This window comes from Psychroflexus salis (genome assembly GCF_014640175.1).
Lineage (GTDB): Bacteria > Bacteroidota > Bacteroidia > Flavobacteriales > Flavobacteriaceae > Psychroflexus > Psychroflexus salis.
The window spans coordinates 167,471-186,134 of sequence record NZ_BMGL01000004.1; the positions used below are offsets into that span (position 1 = coordinate 167,471).

Sequence of the window (18,664 nt, forward strand, 5' to 3'; positions counted from 1 at the left end):
GCTATCATAAATTATAAAATACGAAGAACTATGATGGGATATTATATACTTATTGGCGCAATAATGCTTATAAGTTGGTACGTAAGCAGTACCTTAAAAAAGAAATTTAAAAAATATTCGAAACAAAATTTGCAAAACGGAATGTCGGGCGCAGAAATTGCCAAACAAATGTTGGCAGATAATGGAATTTACGATGTGAAAGTAATTTCAACGCCAGGCCAACTAACCGACCATTACGACCCACGAAAGAAAACTGTTAACTTAAGTGAAGCCGTTTACAATCAACGAAATGCAGCTGCAGCTGCAGTTGCAGCTCACGAGGTAGGTCATGCCGTACAACATGCCAAAGCGTATTCTTGGCTAGAAATGCGTAGTCAATTAGTGCCAATTGTTCAAGTTGCAGCCAATTATAGCCAATGGGTTATTTTTGGTGGTTTAATTTTATACGGAATGGTTAGCGCAGGTGTTGGACAAATGGTCTTGCTAGCTGGAATTATTATGTTTGGCTTAGGAACTTTATTTAGTTTTGTAACGCTTCCGGTTGAATACGATGCGAGTAATCGTGCTCTGGCTTGGTTAAAAAACCATAATATGGTTACACCTAACGAATACAAAGATTCTGAAGACGCCTTAAAATGGGCAGCTCGAACTTATGTAGTGGCTGCAGTAGGCTCACTAGCTACATTAATGTATTTTATTATGATATACTTAGGAAGAGATTAAAATAGACTTAGATTATTTCAATAAACCAAAAAAACCGTTTCAAATGCTCCTGAAACGGTTTTTTGTTTTTAGACTTATTCAATGAAAGGCTTAGTTTTAGTTCGATTTAATATTAGTTTTTGTTTACATAATTCATTAAATCAACATCATTGCCAAGTAAAATTTCTTTGCTGTTAATTCTTCCTTGTGGGGAATCGTTTTCTAATTTTAAAACTCCACGCGGACAAACCGAAGCGCAAATTCCACAACCAACACAAGATGAACGAACAATATTTTCGCCTTTTTGTGCATAGGCGCGGACATCAATTCCCATTTCGCAATATGTGGAGCAATTTCCGCATGAGATGCATTGGCCGCCATTGGTTGTTATTCTAAATTTAGAAAAAAGCCGCTGTTGAAAACCAAGAATAGCTGCCATTGGGCAACCAAATCTACACCAAACCCGATTTCCAAAAATAGGATAAAAGCCTGTTCCAACAACACCAGAAAAAATACTCCCGATTAAAAATCCGTAGCTTGAACGTAGGGTTTCTGCTTCAACAAAAGCAAACTGCTGCGTATTTCCTGAAAAATGTAAGCCGATTAAAGCTAAAATGATAAGAAAAAATCCAATGCCTGCATATTTCGCATCTTTTTTAAACTCATGTCGTTTAAAAATAAACGTCAACCCAACAACTATGGTTAAAACAAGCCCAACGCCAATTAAAAATACATCTTTTGTAAGCCAATATTTTTCAGCATCGTAGCCCAAGTAAGTAGAAATTACCGCTGTTGTCATGATTACCACAAAAACTGTTACTAAATGAATCATCCATCGTTCTAGTTTCCATGCAGAGGTAGATTTGTTGCTTAAATGCCGAAAGGAGTCTCCAGCGGTTTCAGCTAAACCGCCACAGCCACAAACCCAAGAGCAGTACCAGCGTTTTCCATATTTGTAGGTTAGAATCGGCGTGATGATAAAAATAGAAGCAATTCCAAAAATAAGTAAGCTAACTCCTATTGTTCCAGCACTTATAAAATCGTCAACTCGGTATTGTTCAAAATTGTAGTAATTTAATGGCCAGATGTTTACTAAATTATAATACGGAAGACTGAATTTTTCACCGTTTAATCTCGCCATGAATTCAGGAATTAAAAACGCAAAACCCAATTGAAAAAACATCACTGAAAAAGTACGTAAACGTTGATAATTATTGTTTCTGTATTTCCATAAAAACTTAATGCCAAAGCCCAAGATGGCAATTGTATATAAGGTTCCGTACACAAACCATTGGCTTGCTGGGTTTCCACTCAATAATTTACTAAATGGATCGAATAAAGCAACAATTCCAGTGTTTTCACCATTATTTACTAAGCCTAAATAGGATGGATAAAAATACAAAACAACATAAAATCCAGTAATAAGTATTCCAAGTGCATATGCCCAAATACCACGATTGGTAAGTGAATTAAAAAAAATATGATTGTTTTTTATGCCTGCAAATTTGTTAGCATAGCTTGCTTTGGTGTACCAAACTATTCCTGTAAAAATAAGTGTTAATGAAACACTTAGCCATACTATTTTAGGTTGAAAAGACACATTTAAAAAAGCTAAGACTAAAATGAGTAGACCAAGCATGCCTAAAGCAATTGAAAGTTTTTGCTGCGGGCCTAAGTTCTCAGCTGCTTGTCCGGTTACCGAAATATTGTGGGCTGTACTCATATTGATCTAATTTTTATTTTAGGCCTCACAGGTTTACAAAACCTATGAGGTTTGGTCTAGTTTTTTAATTCAACAATTTCTTTTTATAAACATCAAATATCTCATTTTCATATTTTTTGAAAAATTCAGGATCAAAATTAGCTTCTTTTAAATGTTCAATTACATAATCAATACTTTTTTCTTGATTTAACCATGCATCAAATTTCTCATGCCGCATTCGAATACCAAAGGTATTAATCCCTGTAAATTTTCTGCTTTCAGTTTCAAAATGCATATGAATGCATTTATTTTCGATAGTAGCTTTCCAATAAAAATCAGAATGCCCTTTTTTGGGTTTTGGAAAAACCCAGCCATAAGTTTGGTATTCTACATCAAAAAATTTGGCAGAGTTAAACCAATTTCCGGGTTTGTAATTGCTTGGATTTCCAGTTAAGCTTTGGGCCAGAGTTTCGCCCATCATACGCCCCGTGTACCAAACTGCTTCAATAGGTGGTCGGTTTCCTGTCGGATTTCGTTGTTCTGCACAATCGCCAATAGCATAAATATGTTGGATGTTGGTTTGTAGGTTTTGATTTACTAAAACACCATGATTAGTTTCTATCGATGAATTTTTTAAGAAATCGATATTTGGTGAAACTCCTGCAGTTAAACCAACTACGTTACAGTCTATTTGTTCTCCTGTCTCTTCAATAATAATTGATTTTACATTTCCATGTTTATCGGCTTCAATGGATTTTAAATTGGTGTTTAATCGTAAGTCGATGCCATGTTCGAGAATATGTTTGTTAAGCATTTCGGATTCTTCTAAAGGTAACACATTGCTCCAGAAGCTTTTTTCACGAACTAAAAATGTTACAGGAATATTTCGAGTACGCAGCATTTCGGCTAATTCAATTCCAATTAATCCGCCACCTACAATAACTGCGCGTTTACAGATTTGGTTGTTGGGTGCATTTTTTTCTAATTTTTCTAAATCTTGTTTGGAATATAAACCTTGCACTTGTGGTAAATCCTGCCCTGGCCAACCAAATTTATTGGGTTTTGAACCAGTAGCAATTACCAATTTGTCGTACTGGAAGGTTTCGCCAGAGTTTAGTAAAAGTTGATTATTTTGAGTCTGAACTTCTTCAACATATGCTTTTTTTAATTCGATTCGGTTTTTCTTCCAAAAATGATCTTCATATGGCTTTAAGTGATTCCACTTCATATGGCCCATGTATACATACATTAAAGCTGTTCTCGAAAAAAAGTGTTCACTTTCAGCAGAAATTAGCGTAATGCGTTTATTTGAATTTTTTCGGATGTGGCGAGCTAGAGTTACACCAGCAATTCCATTACCAATAATAACAATGTGTTCTTGATTCAAAATGCATATTTTTAAACTAGTCGAATATTTTTTTTAGTGCTTACACCATTCTATGCAATCCTAATACCAAGTATAAAAAAAGACTAAAATTAATTTGTCAATTTATTTTCAAAATCTTCTAAATGTAAAGCATTTTCAACTTTAAATTCTCCAATTTTAGTTCTTTTTAAGGCAGAAAGATGAGCACCTGCATGTAAAGCCTTTCCAAAATCGTGTGCCAAGCTTCTAATGTAAGTACCTTTACTACAAGTTACTTCAAATTCAACTTTCGGAAAATCAATCTTAGTAATTTGAAAGTTTTTAATAAAAACTTTACGGCTTGGTATTTCTACTTCTTCACCACTTCTAGCATATTCATATAATCGTTTTCCTTCTTTTTTAAGGGCTGAGAATATAGGGGGCTTTTGATTTATTTTTCCAATAAATTGCTGTGTAGTTTGTTGGATTAAGGCTTCATTAATATGTTCGATATCGAAAGATTGGTCAATTTCCGTTTCTAAATCGTAGGATGGAGTAGTAGCACCAAGTGTAAACTCTCCGGTATATACTTTTGTTTGACCCATGAAACTTTCAATTTGCTTGGTCATTTTTCCTGTGCAAATAATTACTAAACCAGTTGCTAACGGGTCTAAAGTTCCAGCATGCCCTACTTTTAGTTTTTTTATTTGAAATTTTTTTTTAATAAGCCATCGTACTTTATTTACTAATTGAAAAGATGTCCAATGCAGTGGTTTATCAAAAAGCAAAACCTGTCCTTTTTGAAAATCTTCTAAAGTTGAAGCGAGCTTCATGAATTAGTTTTTATGGGGATTTAATAAAATGGCGTAAACTTCAACAGCAAAACCGATGATGACTAAAGTAGGTGCTAGACGAATTCTTCGCCAACTAAAAATCTCAGGATTAAAAACATTGGGGTCTTCGCTACCGCCGCCAGTCATTAAAATAAAACCCAAGCTAATAATAGCAGCTCCTATGAGCATAAAAATATAGTTTTTTTTCTCAAAAATAAATTCATTTTGAACCTTGTTATTATTTTGATTTTTCAAAGTTTTGTTTTTTTTATTCTTAGTAGTAGAGCTCATCTGTTTTTAAATTTAAGAAACGTTGGGTAGCAAAAAAGGTACTTATCCAAGTTATTATAATTCCGAGTATAAAGATGCCCGCAAAAACCGAACCTACAATTATAGGATCTTTTAAAAGGTTTAAATTAGGAAAAGCTTCATTTAAGTAGTACATTAACACAGCCATTCCAGCTAACGATAAAATAGAACCTACTATACCAAGTTTTATGCTTTTCCAAATAAAAGGTCTTCGAATAAAACCTTTTGTAGCACCAACCATTTGCATGGTTTTGATGATGAAGCGTTTTGAATATACCGATAAACGTATGGAACTATTAATAAGCAACACCGCTATAAAGGTAAATACACCACAAATTACTAAAATCCAGAAGCTTAATTTTTTAATATTATCATTTAATAGGGCAATTAAAGGTTTGTCGTAAACTACTTTATCTACGTAATCGTACTCCATTAAATCTCTTTTAATTTCAGCCAATTGGACTTCGGTAACATAATCTGCATTAAAATACACGTCGATGCTGTTTTTTAAGGGATTATAACCAAGGAAATCCATAAAGTCTTCGCCTAAATCTTTTTTGGTCATTTCGGCTGCTTCTTCCTTAGAAACGAAATTTGCACTTTTGGTAAACTCAGATAGGCTTAAACTCTTTTGTAATTCTTCTATATCAATTTCTTTGGCAGTTTCATCAAAAAAGACGCTTAATGCTACTTGTTCTTTAAAGTAATCGGCAACTTTTTTGGTGTTGAGAACAATTAAACCTAAACTGCCCAATATAAAAAGTACCAGTGCAATACTAATAACAACAGAAAAATAGGAAGAAATTAATCTTCGGCGTTGATAACGTTCAAACGAAGAAGCCATTGATTTTGTTTTTGGTAAAAATAAAAAACTAAATGAATATGATAAGCAATTTTTTATTCTTTCGAATTTGTTTTAAATATAAAACTAAGTTATGCCATATTAATTAACGAATAAAGCCAAACTTTGTTGTTTTAAAATAGATTTAGATGAGGATAAGTCGATTTAAGTTATGTAAGTTGAACAAGGATATAGCTTTGGTTGTAGGCAATTTAAAATTATATAAGCAACAACTTGAAATTAAAATTATTAATTGTACATTTGCACTCCTAAAATTTTTTAGGAAAGGAATGTTTAATTAGTAAATTTAAAAGTGTGGATACATTAAGTTACAAAACAGTTTCTGCCAATGCTAAAACCGTAGATAAAGAATGGTTGTTAGTAGATGCAGAAGGACAGTCATTAGGACGTCTAGCTTCTGTTGTAGCCAAATTTCTTCGTGGAAAACACAAACCAAATTTCACTCCGCATGTTGATTGTGGCGATAACGTAGTTGTTATCAATGCAGAAAAAATCAACTTAACGGGGAAAAAATGGGATGACAAAGAATATTTGCGTTACACTGGCTACCCAGGAGGACAAAGAAGTATGAATGCAACCGAAATGTTTGGAAAAGGGCCTGAGCGCCTTATTGAAAAGTCGGTTAAAGGAATGCTTCCCAAAAACAAATTAGGTTCTGCTTTATTTAGAAACCTAAGAGTAGTAGTAGGTGAAGAGCATAATTTAGAAGCTCAAAAACCTAAAAAAATTAATTTAAACGAACTCGTGTAGATGGAAACAATTCACAAAATTGGTCGTAGAAAAACTTCTGTAGCTCGTATTTATCTTTCTGAAGGTAAGGGTGAGGTTCAGGTAAATGGAAAAAAAGCAAACGATTATTTTACAACAGCACAGTTGTTGTATAAATTAAATCAACCGTTTTTATTAACTGATACCGAGGGGAGTTACGATGTAAAAGTAAATGTATTGGGCGGTGGTATTACTGGTCAAGCTGAAGCTATTCGTCTTGCAATTTCAAGAGCTTTATGCCATATTGATATTGAGCATAGAGCTGTTTTAAAACCTGAAGGATTACTTACTAGAGATCCAAGAATGGTAGAGCGTAAGAAATTCGGTCAGAAAAAAGCGAGAAAGAAATTCCAATTCTCAAAACGTTAATCAATTGGTGGTTGCCTTTAGGCAATTTAAGTTCAATCAATAATAATAAAGTTGTTGTTATTCCGTATAATGCGGAAGTTAGTTTAGCATCTAAATAAATAAGGCCAAAATATTGTCACTTATTTATTGCTATCTCAACAGAACGTAAACTATTAAAAAAATGGCAAAACAAATCGATGTAAAAGAATTACTAGATTCAGGTGTTCACTTTGGTCACTTAACCAGAAGATGGAACCCAAATATGGCGCCTTACGTATACATGGAACGTAATGGTATACATATTATTAATTTATACAAAACAGTAGCTAAAATGGAAGAAGCAGGTGCTGCACTTTCAAAAATTGCTGCTAGTGGCAGAAAAATCCTTTTTGTTGCTACCAAAAAACAAGCTAAAGAAATCGTTTCTCAGCAGGCTGAACGTGCTAACATGCCTTACATTACTGAGCGCTGGCCTGGTGGTATGTTAACTAACTTTGTAACCATTCGTAAATCGGTTAAAAAGATGGCTGCAGTAGACCGTATGAAAAAAGACGGGACTTTTAACTCTCTGTCTAAAAAAGAGCGTTTACAAGTAGACCGTATGAAAGCTAAGTTAGAAAAAAACTTAGGTTCAATTTCAGACATGACTCGACTTCCTGGTGCAATATTTATTGTAGATACACTTCGTGAACACATTGCTGTAAAAGAAGCACAGAAATTAAACATTCCAATTTTCGCAATGGTCGATACTAACTCAGATCCTCGTGAAGTAGATTTTGCAATCCCATCGAACGATGATGCGTCTAAATCTATTGAAAAAGTGGTTTCTTATGTAGTAGATACAATTATCGAAGGTGCTACATCTAGAAAAGAAGATATTAAAGCTAAAGAGCAAGAGAAAGAAGCTAAAAAAGCTGCTAAAGCTGAAAAGGAGAAAGAAGTAACAGAAGCAAAACAAGCTGATGAAGCTAAAACAACTACTCCTGAAGATAAGTCGGCAAAAACCGAATAAGTTTTAAATAAAACAATAATACTTCAAGTCGTTTAGCTTTTGCTAAACGGCTTTCTTTAAAAATACAGAATTATGGCAAAAATAACTGCTGCAGAAGTAAACAAATTAAGAAAAAGTACTGGTGCTGGTATGATGGATTGTAAAAAAGCTTTAGTTGAAGCTGATGGCGATTTTGATAAAGCAATTGAAGTACTTCGTAAAAAAGGTCAAAAAGTAGCTGCTAAAAGAGCGGACAGAGAGTCTAGCGAAGGAGCAGTTATAGCTAAGGTTAACGCAGAAGCTAATAAAGGAGTTATCGTTTCTTTAAATTGTGAAACCGATTTCGTAGCTAAAAACGACGATTTCGTTAAAATGGCTAATGATTTCGCTGAATTAGCATTAGGTGTGGCAACAAAAGAAGATTTATTAAAATTAGACTACAACGGTATTTCAGTTGAAGAAAAATTGACTGAACAAACGGGTGTAATCGGTGAAAAAATCGAAATAGGTGATTTTAGAATTTTAGAAGCTGTATTTGTTGGATCTTACATTCATGCAGGTAATAAAATTGGAGTTTTAACTGGTTTATCTAAAGCAGCTGATAATGCAGAAGAAGTGGCCAAAGAAGTTTCTATGCAAGCTGCAGCAATGAATCCTGTTGCTCTAAATGAAGATGGTGTAGATACAGAAACTATCGAACGTGAAACAGAAATTGCCAAAGATCAATTACGCCAAGAAGGAAAACCAGAAGAAATGTTAGACAATATTGTTAAGGGTAAAATTCAACGTTTCTTTAAAGACAATACTCTAGTGCATCAAGCTTTTATTAAAGATAATAAAATAAGTGTTGCGAAACACGTTCAAAATAGTCTTGGTAAAGATGTAGAAATAACTGCTTTCGAAAGAGTTGCTTTAGGTTAATAAAATCTTTTCTAATTTAAAAAACCCATTTCATTCATCTGAAATGGGTTTTTTTATGTTAAATTATAACTTCAAAGATATTTTTTAGGTTAATTAGAATAAAACTTACTTTACGCTAAAGTATATTGTTTTGATAATATAATGTTGTTATTTAATACTCGAATGTTAATATCAACTTACCTGTTTACTACCAGTAATTATTTTAAAGACTCTATGAGTAGTTCAGCCATTTAAAATAAGATTTGATACTATACAAATCAAGATTTTAAATTGTTAGTTGTAAATTAAATCTAACAATAGTGTTTATGTATCTTTTATCGTAAGGTAATGATTTCAGATTTAAAAAATAATGTATTTTTGTCTGCAAATCCCAATTTATGCACTACAAACGTATTTTACTTAAATTATCTGGAGAAGCCTTAATGGGAAACCGTAATTACGGGATAGATCCTGACCGTTTATCTGAATATGCTAACGAGATTAAAGCTGCAGTAGATAAAGGTGTACAGGTTGCTATAGTAATTGGCGGCGGTAATATATTTCGTGGTATATCTGGTGCAAGTAAAGGTATGGATCGTGTTCAGGGTGACCATATGGGAATGTTAGCAACTGTTATTAACGGATTAGCTTTGCAAAGCGCTTGCGAAGATGCAGGAATTCAAACTCGTTTACAAACAGCCATTAAAATTAACGAAGTTGCGGAGCCTTTTATAAGAAGAAAAGCTATGCGTCATCTAGAAAAAGGTAGAGTTGTTATTTTTGGAGGTGGAACAGGTAACCCTTATTTTACAACTGATTCAGCAGCTGTCTTAAGAGCTATCGAAATTGAAGCAGATGTAATATTAAAAGGAACACGTGTAGACGGGATTTATACATCAGATCCTGAAAAAGATGTTGAAGCTACCAAATTTGACTTCATTAGCTTTGATGATGTGCTTAGAAAAGGATTAAAAGTAATGGATACAACTGCATTTACCCTAAGTCAAGAAAATGAGCTACCCATTATTGTTTTTGACATGAATACAAAAGGGAATTTACAAAAGATAATTTCAGGAGAAAATATAGGAACTAAAGTAAATTTATAATATACAACATTTTTAACCATGAATGAAGACGTTGAACTAATAATAGAATCTACAGAAGATGATATGCAAGGAGCGGTTAAGCACCTTAGAAAACAATACATTAATATTAGAGCTGGAAAAGCAAATCCATCTATGTTAAGTGGGGTGCTTGTTGAGTATTATGGAAGTATGACACCTTTAAGTCAAGTAAGTAATATTAATACGCCCGACGCTCAAACACTTTCGGTGCAGCCTTTTGAAAAATCTTTGATTCAAGAAATTGAAAAGGCCATTATGAATGCTAACTTAGGATTCAACCCTATGAATAATGGAGAAAGCGTAATTATTAATGTACCACCTTTAACAGAAGAGAGAAGACGAGAACTTTCTAAGCAAGCTAAATCTGAAGCTGAAGAAGCTAAAATTGGTGTTCGTAATACCCGTAGAAATGCAAATGCTGAATTAAAAAAACAAGATCTTTCAGAAGATATGCTAAAAGATGCTGAAGATGAAGTTCAAAAGCTTACAGATAAATACATAAGCGATATCGACAAGGTTTATGAAGCTAAAGATGTCGAAATTATGAAGGTATAATTTTATTAAAAATACTGTCTATTAAAAAAGCTGTTTCAATACCAATTGAAACGGCTTTTTGTTTTGCGAAAAATCCTACATATCTATTTTGAATGTATACTGTTATAAATAAATTATATAGATTAAGTGTCAACTTTAGTTGAAAGATACGCCAATTCGATTTCTAGCAGATGTTAAGTGCTTTTAAGAACCTTGTATATTCAAGAGAAATTAAAATTAATAAGTAGTACTAGTTTATAAAAGTTGGATTATTAAAATTACGAACAAGAAACTCTATAAAGAATATGTTTAAATTGAAAAGTTGCTTTTTCAAAAAATATTAATATTTTTTTGTTTGTTTTTTTAAGTAGTTATGTACTAATTTTTATCCTAAAGCTACATCTAAAACCATCATTAAGATAAATCCACCTATAAAACCTAAGGTGGCAATATCTGTATTTCGCTCTTGTTGAGATTCTGGTATTACTTCTTCAATAACAACAAAAATCATAGCTCCAGCAGCAAAGCTCAAGGCATAAGGAAGGATTTCAGTAAAACTAAGAACGGCCCATGCACCAAGTACTGCAGCAAATGGCTCTACAATAGCAGAAAGTTGTCCGTAATTAAAACTTTTTATTTTACTTAATCCTAATCCGCGCAATGGAACTGCAACAGCAAAGCCTTCTGGTAAATTTTGTATTCCAATACCAATAGCTAATGCAACTGCTCCGCCAATGCTTGCACCTTCAATCCCTGCTGCTGCACCACCAAATAAAACACCTACGGCTAAACCTTCTGGAATATTATGCAAAGTAATAGCCAATGTTAATAAAACAGACTTATGCCATGGCGTCTTAATGCCTTCTTTTCTGTTTTCTCTAAAATTTACATGTAAGTGCGGTAAGACTTTGTCTAAACCGAAAATAAAAATTGCACCTAACGCAAAACCAATAGCACTTGGCCACACTTTTGTAAAACCTTCTCCTTTACTCATTTCTAATGAAGGAGCGAGTAAACTCCAAAAGCTAGCCGCCACCATAACACCTCCCGTAAAACCTAGAGTTCCATCAAAAAACACCCGATTCATTTTTTTAATAAAAAATACAGTAGATGCACCAGTTGCAGTAAGCAGCCATGTAAATATAGTTGCATAAAGTGCAGCTAATATAGGGTTAAGGCCACTAAAAAATTGAATAATTTCTTCCATTAAATTGATTTTATAAAAAGGTTTTCTGAAACTTGTTTAGAAATATTAACAGTAGCTTTATTTTCGATTTTTATTTGCATTGATGAATCAAACGATTCTTTTTCCACTACTTGAATGCGCTTTCCTAATGCAATATTATTTTTATCTAAGTACTGTAAAAATTCGGTTGAAGAATCTTTTACTCCAACAAAAACGCCTTCATCTCCTTCATTTAATTGGTTGAGTAAAGCTTTATTGATCACTAAAAAATTTCCGTTGGCGTCGGGAATTGGATCTCCGTGTGGATCCCTTTTTGGGTTCCCCAAAAATTCATCTAACTCACTTATTAATTTTTTAGATTTAATATGTTCTAAGTCTTCGGCAACTTCGTGGACTTCATCCCAAGAAAAATTTAATTTTTCAACCAAAAAAACTTCCCATAATCGATGTTTGCGTATAATTTCTAAAGCTGTTTTTCTACCAAGCTCACTTAACTTAACACCTTGATATTTCTTATAAATTACCAATTCTTTATCAGCCATTTTCTTAAGCATGTCTGTAACAGAAGATGCTTTGCTTTTCATTTCATGGGCAAGCGCATTGGTGCTTACTTCTTCATTTTTATTTCTTTGTAAATGAAAAATGGCTTTTAAGTAATTTTCTTCTGATAAACTAAACATCAATTTTTTTGTACAAATATAATATTTTTATAAAACTAAAATAATACTTGTTATAATAATATAAAATATTTAGGTTTGCCTAAAAATATATTTATGAATTATGAAATATAGCTTAGTATTCTTTTTTATGCTATTAAAATTAGCTACTTACGCTCAAGATGCAAAAATCAGAGCTCAGGTTTCAACCGAAGACGATTTTGAAGTTTTCTTTACAGTTAATTTAGTTGGTAGTTCTGCTCGAGCAGATGTTTCTCCAAATGGGTTTAGTTTTTCAGCTATTTCTCCAGGCAATTATACCTTAGAAGTTCAAGCAATAGGCTATGAAACATTTCAAAAAGAAATTGAACTAAAGCCTAAACAAACACTACAAATTGAAATTGTGCTTCGTGTGCAGGAAAATGCTTTAGACGAGGTTATTATCTTAGACGAACAACTTGGGATTAGTTCTGATACGCCTTATAGTTTTACAAGTATTTCAATAAACTCAATTCAACAAAAAAGTTCTCCAAACGGACTTATGGGAAGCTTAAGAGAAGTACCTGGTGTTTACGGAGCGGAATTTGGTCAAGGTATTGTAAAACCATTTATCCGTGGTTTAGGTTTTTCTCGTGTTGTTACCGTTTTCCAAGGCAATAAATTAGAAAATCAACAATGGGGTGCAGATCATGGTTTAGGCGTAAACGACCTAGGTGTAGATCGTGTAGATGTAATTAAAGGCCCAGCTTCAATTCTCTATGGTTCAGGTGCTTTGGGTGGAGTTTTATTAATAAAAGACAGTGAAGATTATTTAAAATCTACCGATTGGACAGGAAGTTTTGGTACGAGTTATAATTCAGTTTCTAATGGGTATAGAACATTTGCTTCAATAGGTAAAAAACAAGCAAACGATTTTTATTTTGCAGCCGACTTGGCTTACGAAAATCATGCAGATTATAAGGATGGGAATGATAGAATAATCGGAAATTCACGTTTTAATACTACTTCATTGCGCCTGCATTCAGGAATAGATAAAAAACAATTTCAAAATAAGTTGTCTTTTACTTTTCACGACCAAAATTTAGGTATTATCAGTGAAGATGAAATGGACGATGCTCTATCTTTAGCTACATCTAGAAACGATCGTTCTATGCAGCTTCCTTTTCAAGAAGTAAAAGATTATTTATTATCCTATAAACAAAGTACACAACATGAAAATTTTGAAACTTCCTTGCATCTTTCACACCATATCAATACCCGCAAAGAAATAGAAGAAGCTTTCAACGAAGTAGATTTGGGTTTTAGACAAACCCATACTTTTTACAATGGTCGAGTAAGTTTAACAAATACAAAAATTAAACATAGTTTAGGTTTACAAGGAAGTTTCTTAAATAATGAAAACTTAGATGAAGCTCAAGAATTTTTAATTCCAGATGCTCGTTTTTTCGAAACGGGTGTTTACTATTTAGCAGAATATAAATTGAAAGATTATTTTATTCAGGGAGCATTGCGTTACGACTTTCGTGAAGTTACTGCAGATGCAAGTTCTCAGGCTTTAATTAACGATGGTTTTATATTACCCGGTGAACCAGAAAACAGAAAACTTACTTCTTCTTTTGATGGAATTACGGGCTCTTTAGGAGTTAGTAAAACCTTAGATAAACATAAATTAAAAACAAACTTGTCAACAGGTTTTAGAACTCCAGATTTAGCCGAATTATTTTCGAACGGGCCGCATCCTGGAACCACTCGCTTCGAAATTGGAAATGCTAATTTTGACAGAGAACAAAGCTATCAAGCAGATGTTAACTATGAATACACAAATCAAAAATTTTCTGCATCGCTATCTGTTTTTGGAAGTTTGGTAGATAATTATATCTTTTTTTCATCATCAGGCCAAACTGAACCAGAAACGGGAATGAACATTTGGAATTACCAGCAAGTCGATGCTAGGCTGTATGGTGCCGAATTTAATCTTCAATATTCATTATTTGCAAACAATCAATTAAATTTAAGTATGTCTGGAGCAATTGTTAGAGGCGATAATTTAGATTTTAAAGAACCACTAACGTTTATTCCTCCCGATAATTTAAATTTTAAAGTAAATTGGCTGCCTTTTAATACACCAACTACTTTTTTTGCAGCATTGCGAATAATAGGTGAGCAAAACCGACCAGGTTTTAATGAAGAAGTAACCGATGCATATAACTTAGTTAGTTTGGGAGCTTCTTATTATTTCGACATTGGAAAACAAGAATTAGAAATTGGCGTTACGGCAAATAATCTACTTAACGAAACTTATGTAGACCATATGTCGGTTTTAAGAGCCAACCAAGTTACTAGCCCTGGTAGAAATATCCTATTGAATTTACGTTACAGATTTTAATTGAAAATTATCAGTTTTTGGTCTAAATATTTTAATTTTAGCAAATCAATAATTCATTTTTGAACTAAAATTAAAGAATACGTAATGGATGCATATATTATAGACGGAATACGAACTCCAATCGGAAATTACAAAGGCACACTTTCAACAGTTCGTACCGACGATTTAGGCGCATTAGTTATCAAGGAAATTGTAAAACGAAATTCTACAATACCTGTTGAAGCTTTTGATGATGTAATTCTAGGTTGTGCTAACCAAGCTGGAGAAGACAATCGCAATGTAGCCAGAATGTGTTCACTTTTAGCAGGATTGCCGCATTCCGTTCCAGGTGAAACGGTAAATCGTTTGTGTAGTAGCGGTCTTTCAGCTGTTATTCATGCAAACCGAGCTATTAAAGCTGGCGATGGTGATGTATTTATCGCCGGAGGAGTAGAGCATATGACACGTGGACCTTATGCAATTTCAAAAACATCGTCTGCATTCGGCAACGATGCCAAAATGTACGATACCAGTTTTGGTTGGCGTTTTGTGAATCCTAAAATGCATGAAATGTACGGAACAGATGCTATGGGCATGACAGCCGAAAATTTGGTAGATATGCATAAAATTTCTCGAGAAGATCAAGATGCTTTTGCTTACCATTCTCAAATGAAAGCTGTAAAAGCTCAAGAAAATGGAAGATTAGCTCAAGAAATTGTAGCAGTAAACATTCCACGTAGAAAGCAAGACGATTTAGTTTTTGCACAAGATGAATTTATAAAACCACAAACCAAATTAGAAATTCTTGGAAAATTGCGCCCAGCTTTCCGTAAAGATGGAAGTGTAACTGCAGGGAACTCATCTGGATTAAACGACGGCGCTGCTGCCACAATAATCGCTTCACAAAAGGCAGTAGAAAAGTATAATTTAAAACCAATGGCTAGAATTATAAGTTCAGCTGTGGTTGGTGTTGAGCCAAGAATTATGGGAATTGGTCCTGTTGAAGCATCCAATAAAGCGCTAGCAAAAGCAGGTTTGTCTATGGAAGATATGGATATTATAGAGTTAAATGAAGCGTTTGCAGCACAAGCCTTAGCTTGTATTCGTTCTTGGGGATTAAAAGACGATGACCCTAGAATTAATCCTAATGGTGGTGCCATTGCAATTGGGCATCCGCTTGGTGTTACTGGTGCAAGATTAGCTCATACCGCAGCTTTACAACTTCAACTGACTTATAAAAAATATGCATTAGTAACCATGTGCGTCGGCGTCGGTCAAGGTTATGCAGCTGTTATTGAGAATGTGAGTTAAGAATTGAAGCTTATTTAAAATAAATAATTATAAATCATTAGTTAGAATATTATGCAAACTACGCAAAGCTATATACAAGGAAAATGGACTAAAGGAAAAGGTGAAGGTCTACCGATTTATGATTCCATTACTGGAGAACAATTTACTTCTATAAATGTGGAAGGTTTCAATATTCCAGAAGTTTTGGCCTACGGTAGAGAAAAAGGAGATGTTTTACGAAAAATGACCTTCCAAGAACGTGGAAATATGTTGAAATCTTTAGCTTTTTATCTTCAAAAAAAGAAAAAAGCTTTTTATGAATTAAGCTACCGAACAGGTGCTACGAAAATGGATTCTTGGTTTGATATTGATGGTGGTTTTGGGAATTTATTTGCCAATGCATCTTTAAGAAAATTATTCCCTAATCAACCGTTCGACGTAGAAGGAGATCCTATCGATTTATCACGTGGGGGTCGATTTATGGCGCATCATATATTAGTCCCTAAAGAAGGCGTAGCCGTTCATATTAACGCATTTAATTTTCCAGTTTGGGGAATGCTCGAAAAATGTGCTGTAAACTGGATGGCGGGTGTTCCGGCGGTAGTTTTACCAGCACCACAATCGGCATATTTAACCGAAGCAGTAGTAAAAGAAATTATTGCTTCAGGAATTTTGCCTGAAGGTGCATTGCAACTGATTTCAGGTACTGAAAAAAATATTTTAAACAGTCTAGAGTCGCAAGATATAGTCACCTTTACAGGTTCAGCTTCAACTGGGCGAATGCTTAAAAATCATCCGCGATTATTAGAAGAATCTATTCCATTCACCATGGAAGCCGACTCATTGAATGCTTGTATATTGGGTGAAGATGCAGTGCCAGGAACACCAGAATTCGATTTGTTTATTCGCGAAGTACGCAACGAAATGACCGTAAAATGTGGACAAAAATGTACCGCGATTCGCAGAGCGATTGTTCCAGAATCTTTACTAGAAGATGTACAAATCGCTCTAGGCAAAGCTTTAGCTAAAATTACTTTAGGCGATCCACGCTTAAAAGAAGTACGCATGGGAAGTTTGATTGATAAAAAGCAAGTGGAAGCAGTTAAAAAAGCTATAACCGAAATTTCAAAAACTGCAGAAATTGTATATGGTGATTTTAATGCTGCTGAAACCATTAATGCAGATTTTGATAAAGGAGCTTTCATTAAACCGATTTTACTCCGAGAAAACAATCCTTTTAAAAATGAAGCCGCACACATTACAGAAGCTTTTGGACCAGTAAGTACATTGATGCCTTATAAAACCTTAGATGAAGCGATTGCGCTTTCTAAAAAAGGAAAAGGCTCACTGGTGAGTTCTATTTTTACCAATGATGATGCTGTTGCTCGTGAGTATACCATAAATGCAGCTTCTCACCATGGTAGAATCTTATCCATAAACCGAGAATCGGCAAAACAAAGTACAGGTCATGGATCGCCATTACCTAATTTAGTGCATGGTGGACCAGGTAGAGCTGGAGGTGGTGAAGAAATGGGCGGAAAACGCGGCATCAAACATTTCATGCAGCGTTGTGCCATTCAAGGAAGTCCAACAACATTAACAGAGATAACAGGCATTTATCAGCCAAAGGCAAAATATAAAGAAGCTGAGAAGCATCCTTTTGCTTACCATTGGGAAGATATTCAACCTGGTATGTCATTACAAACGCATAACCGCACTTTAACGGATACAGACATCATTAATTTCGGAAATTTAACTTGGGATCATTTCTATGCGCATACCGATATTACTTCTTTAGAAGGAAGCATCTTTGAACAACGCACAGCGCACGGTTATTTTATTATTTCAGCAGCAGCGGGATTGTTTGTGTATCCTAATAAAGGACCTGTTGCTGCCAATTATGGTTTAGAAGAAATTCGTTTTTTGCGACCATTGTATCACAATGATACCATCAACGTGCGATTAACTTGTAAAGAAAAAGTAGATCGTGACCCAAAAGGAAAAGAACTACCTAGTGGAATTGTAAAATGGTACGTTGAGGTTTTTGATGTAGAAGCTACCGAAGAAGATGAAAAGTTAGTCGCTATTGCTACCATTTTAACTATGGTTCAGAAAAAACAAGAAACTTTTCATGAAGTAGATAAAGTTTTTATTGAAAACAAACTGAATAATCTTGATGAAAAGGCCAAACCCAAATGGGGAATGATGACACCACAACATATGGTGGAACATTTGGAGATGGGGCTTCGCATAGCTACTGGCGAAATCTCAAATTTCGAAGTGTCTACACCCGAAGAATATTTAGAGAAAGTACAAGAAACTTTGTACAATTACGAGAAAATGCCCCAAGGCTACAAAATGCCTTTGATGAAGAAAGATGAATTGGAAGATTTGAAGCACGAAAATTTAGATGAAGCCAAAAAAGCACTTTTAGAAGCTTATGAAACTTACGAAGTGTTCATTAGAGAAAACCCAGATACCACCACCAAAAATGCAGTGTTTGGTGAATTGACTGTTTTTGAATGGAAGCTCCTAAACCGGAAACATTTCAATCATCATTTTGAGCAGTTTGGATTGCTGTAAAGTAAATTTCAAAAATTGCTTGTAACATCTCTTATGCCACTAATGCACTAATAATAATTCGCGCATTAGTGGCAAAATTGAGAATTAAAAGGTGTATTAATCAAAATGATTTATCCTTAGTTCTTTTAGTACCCACAATCATTTTTGTTTACCTTCTTTCATATTT

General features: G+C 34.1%; 17 protein-coding genes. 10 read left to right on the forward strand and 7 right to left on the reverse strand.

Annotated features, from left to right (window positions below):
* The first annotated feature begins 30 nt into the window (after positions 1 to 30).
* Positions 31 to 723 carry a zinc metallopeptidase gene (locus tag IEV63_RS04415; protein ID WP_188405579.1) on the forward strand — a complete coding sequence of 231 codons (693 nt, stop codon included), beginning with the start codon at positions 31 to 33 and terminating at the stop codon, positions 721 to 723.
* Positions 724 to 835: 112 nt separating this feature from the next.
* Here IEV63_RS04415 and IEV63_RS04420 read toward each other — a convergent pair whose 3' ends face one another.
* The 5 genes from IEV63_RS04420 to IEV63_RS04440 all read right to left on the reverse strand — a co-directional run bounded on the left by IEV63_RS04420 (position 836) and on the right by IEV63_RS04440 (position 5,735).
* Positions 836 to 2,425, reverse strand: coding sequence for a 4Fe-4S binding protein (locus IEV63_RS04420; protein ID WP_188405580.1), 1,590 nt, complete (start codon positions 2,423 to 2,425; stop codon positions 836 to 838).
* 64 nt (positions 2,426 to 2,489) lie between these two features.
* Complete coding sequence (locus IEV63_RS04425) at positions 2,490 to 3,791, reverse strand: NAD(P)/FAD-dependent oxidoreductase (protein WP_188405581.1); 1,302 nt, start codon at positions 3,789 to 3,791, stop codon at positions 2,490 to 2,492.
* Positions 3,792 to 3,880: 89 nt separating this feature from the next.
* Positions 3,881 to 4,582: a tRNA pseudouridine(55) synthase TruB gene (gene truB / locus IEV63_RS04430; protein WP_188405582.1), complete on the reverse strand. Its 702-nt coding sequence runs from the start codon at positions 4,580 to 4,582 to the stop codon at positions 3,881 to 3,883.
* Positions 4,583 to 4,585: 3 nt separating this feature from the next.
* Positions 4,586 to 4,873 (reverse strand): DUF3098 domain-containing protein, encoded by a 288-nt coding sequence (locus tag IEV63_RS04435; RefSeq protein ID WP_188405583.1) that lies wholly within the window; start codon positions 4,871 to 4,873, stop codon positions 4,586 to 4,588.
* Positions 4,857 to 5,735: a cell division protein FtsX gene (locus IEV63_RS04440; RefSeq protein ID WP_188405584.1), complete on the reverse strand. Its 879-nt coding sequence runs from the start codon at positions 5,733 to 5,735 to the stop codon at positions 4,857 to 4,859. The genes IEV63_RS04435 and IEV63_RS04440 overlap by 17 nt, the downstream gene beginning before the upstream one ends.
* A gap of 312 nt (positions 5,736 to 6,047) precedes the next feature.
* Here IEV63_RS04440 and rplM point away from each other — a divergent pair, with 312 nt between their 5' ends.
* From rplM to frr, 6 genes are all read left to right on the forward strand, one after another.
* The gene (rplM, locus tag IEV63_RS04445; RefSeq protein WP_188405585.1) at positions 6,048 to 6,503 is read left to right on the forward strand and encodes a 50S ribosomal protein L13; all 456 of its coding nucleotides are present in this window, start codon (positions 6,048 to 6,050) and stop codon (positions 6,501 to 6,503) included.
* A complete protein-coding gene (rpsI, locus tag IEV63_RS04450; protein ID WP_188405586.1) occupies positions 6,504 to 6,890 on the forward strand; it encodes a 30S ribosomal protein S9 in 387 nt (128 codons plus the stop codon).
* Positions 6,891 to 7,050: 160 nt separating this feature from the next.
* Positions 7,051 to 7,881: a 30S ribosomal protein S2 gene (gene rpsB, locus IEV63_RS04455; RefSeq protein WP_188405587.1), complete on the forward strand. Its 831-nt coding sequence runs from the start codon at positions 7,051 to 7,053 to the stop codon at positions 7,879 to 7,881.
* Positions 7,882 to 7,953: 72 nt separating this feature from the next.
* On the forward strand, positions 7,954 to 8,781 hold the full coding sequence (tsf, locus tag IEV63_RS04460) for a translation elongation factor Ts (RefSeq protein ID WP_188405588.1): 828 nt from the start codon (positions 7,954 to 7,956) through the stop codon (positions 8,779 to 8,781).
* Between the two features lie 377 nt (positions 8,782 to 9,158).
* Positions 9,159 to 9,866, forward strand: coding sequence for a UMP kinase (gene pyrH, locus IEV63_RS04465; protein ID WP_188405589.1), 708 nt, complete (start codon positions 9,159 to 9,161; stop codon positions 9,864 to 9,866).
* Between the two features lie 18 nt (positions 9,867 to 9,884).
* Entirely contained in the window at positions 9,885 to 10,439 is a 555-nt protein-coding gene (gene frr, locus IEV63_RS04470; protein WP_188405590.1) for a ribosome recycling factor, read from the forward strand.
* A gap of 364 nt (positions 10,440 to 10,803) precedes the next feature.
* Here frr and IEV63_RS04475 read toward each other — a convergent pair whose 3' ends face one another.
* Both IEV63_RS04475 and IEV63_RS04480 read right to left on the reverse strand, forming a co-directional pair.
* Entirely contained in the window at positions 10,804 to 11,625 is an 822-nt protein-coding gene (locus tag IEV63_RS04475; RefSeq protein WP_188405591.1) for a ZIP family metal transporter, read from the reverse strand.
* Positions 11,625 to 12,284, reverse strand: a complete 660-nt coding sequence (locus IEV63_RS04480) for a metal-dependent transcriptional regulator (protein WP_188405592.1) — start codon at positions 12,282 to 12,284, stop codon at positions 11,625 to 11,627. Before IEV63_RS04480 ends, IEV63_RS04475 begins: the two co-directional genes overlap by 1 nt.
* Before the next feature lie 100 nt (positions 12,285 to 12,384).
* On the opposite strand from IEV63_RS04480, the gene IEV63_RS04485 reads away from it, so the two are divergent.
* From IEV63_RS04485 to paaZ, 3 genes are all read left to right on the forward strand, one after another.
* Entirely contained in the window at positions 12,385 to 14,646 is a 2,262-nt protein-coding gene (locus tag IEV63_RS04485) for a TonB-dependent receptor (protein ID WP_188405593.1), read from the forward strand.
* Between the two features lie 84 nt (positions 14,647 to 14,730).
* Complete coding sequence (gene pcaF, locus IEV63_RS04490; RefSeq protein WP_188405594.1) at positions 14,731 to 15,936, forward strand: 3-oxoadipyl-CoA thiolase; 1,206 nt, start codon at positions 14,731 to 14,733, stop codon at positions 15,934 to 15,936.
* Between the two features lie 51 nt (positions 15,937 to 15,987).
* Complete coding sequence (gene paaZ, locus IEV63_RS04495; RefSeq protein WP_188405595.1) at positions 15,988 to 18,498, forward strand: phenylacetic acid degradation bifunctional protein PaaZ; 2,511 nt, start codon at positions 15,988 to 15,990, stop codon at positions 18,496 to 18,498.
* Positions 18,499 to 18,664: the final 166 nt, after the last annotated feature.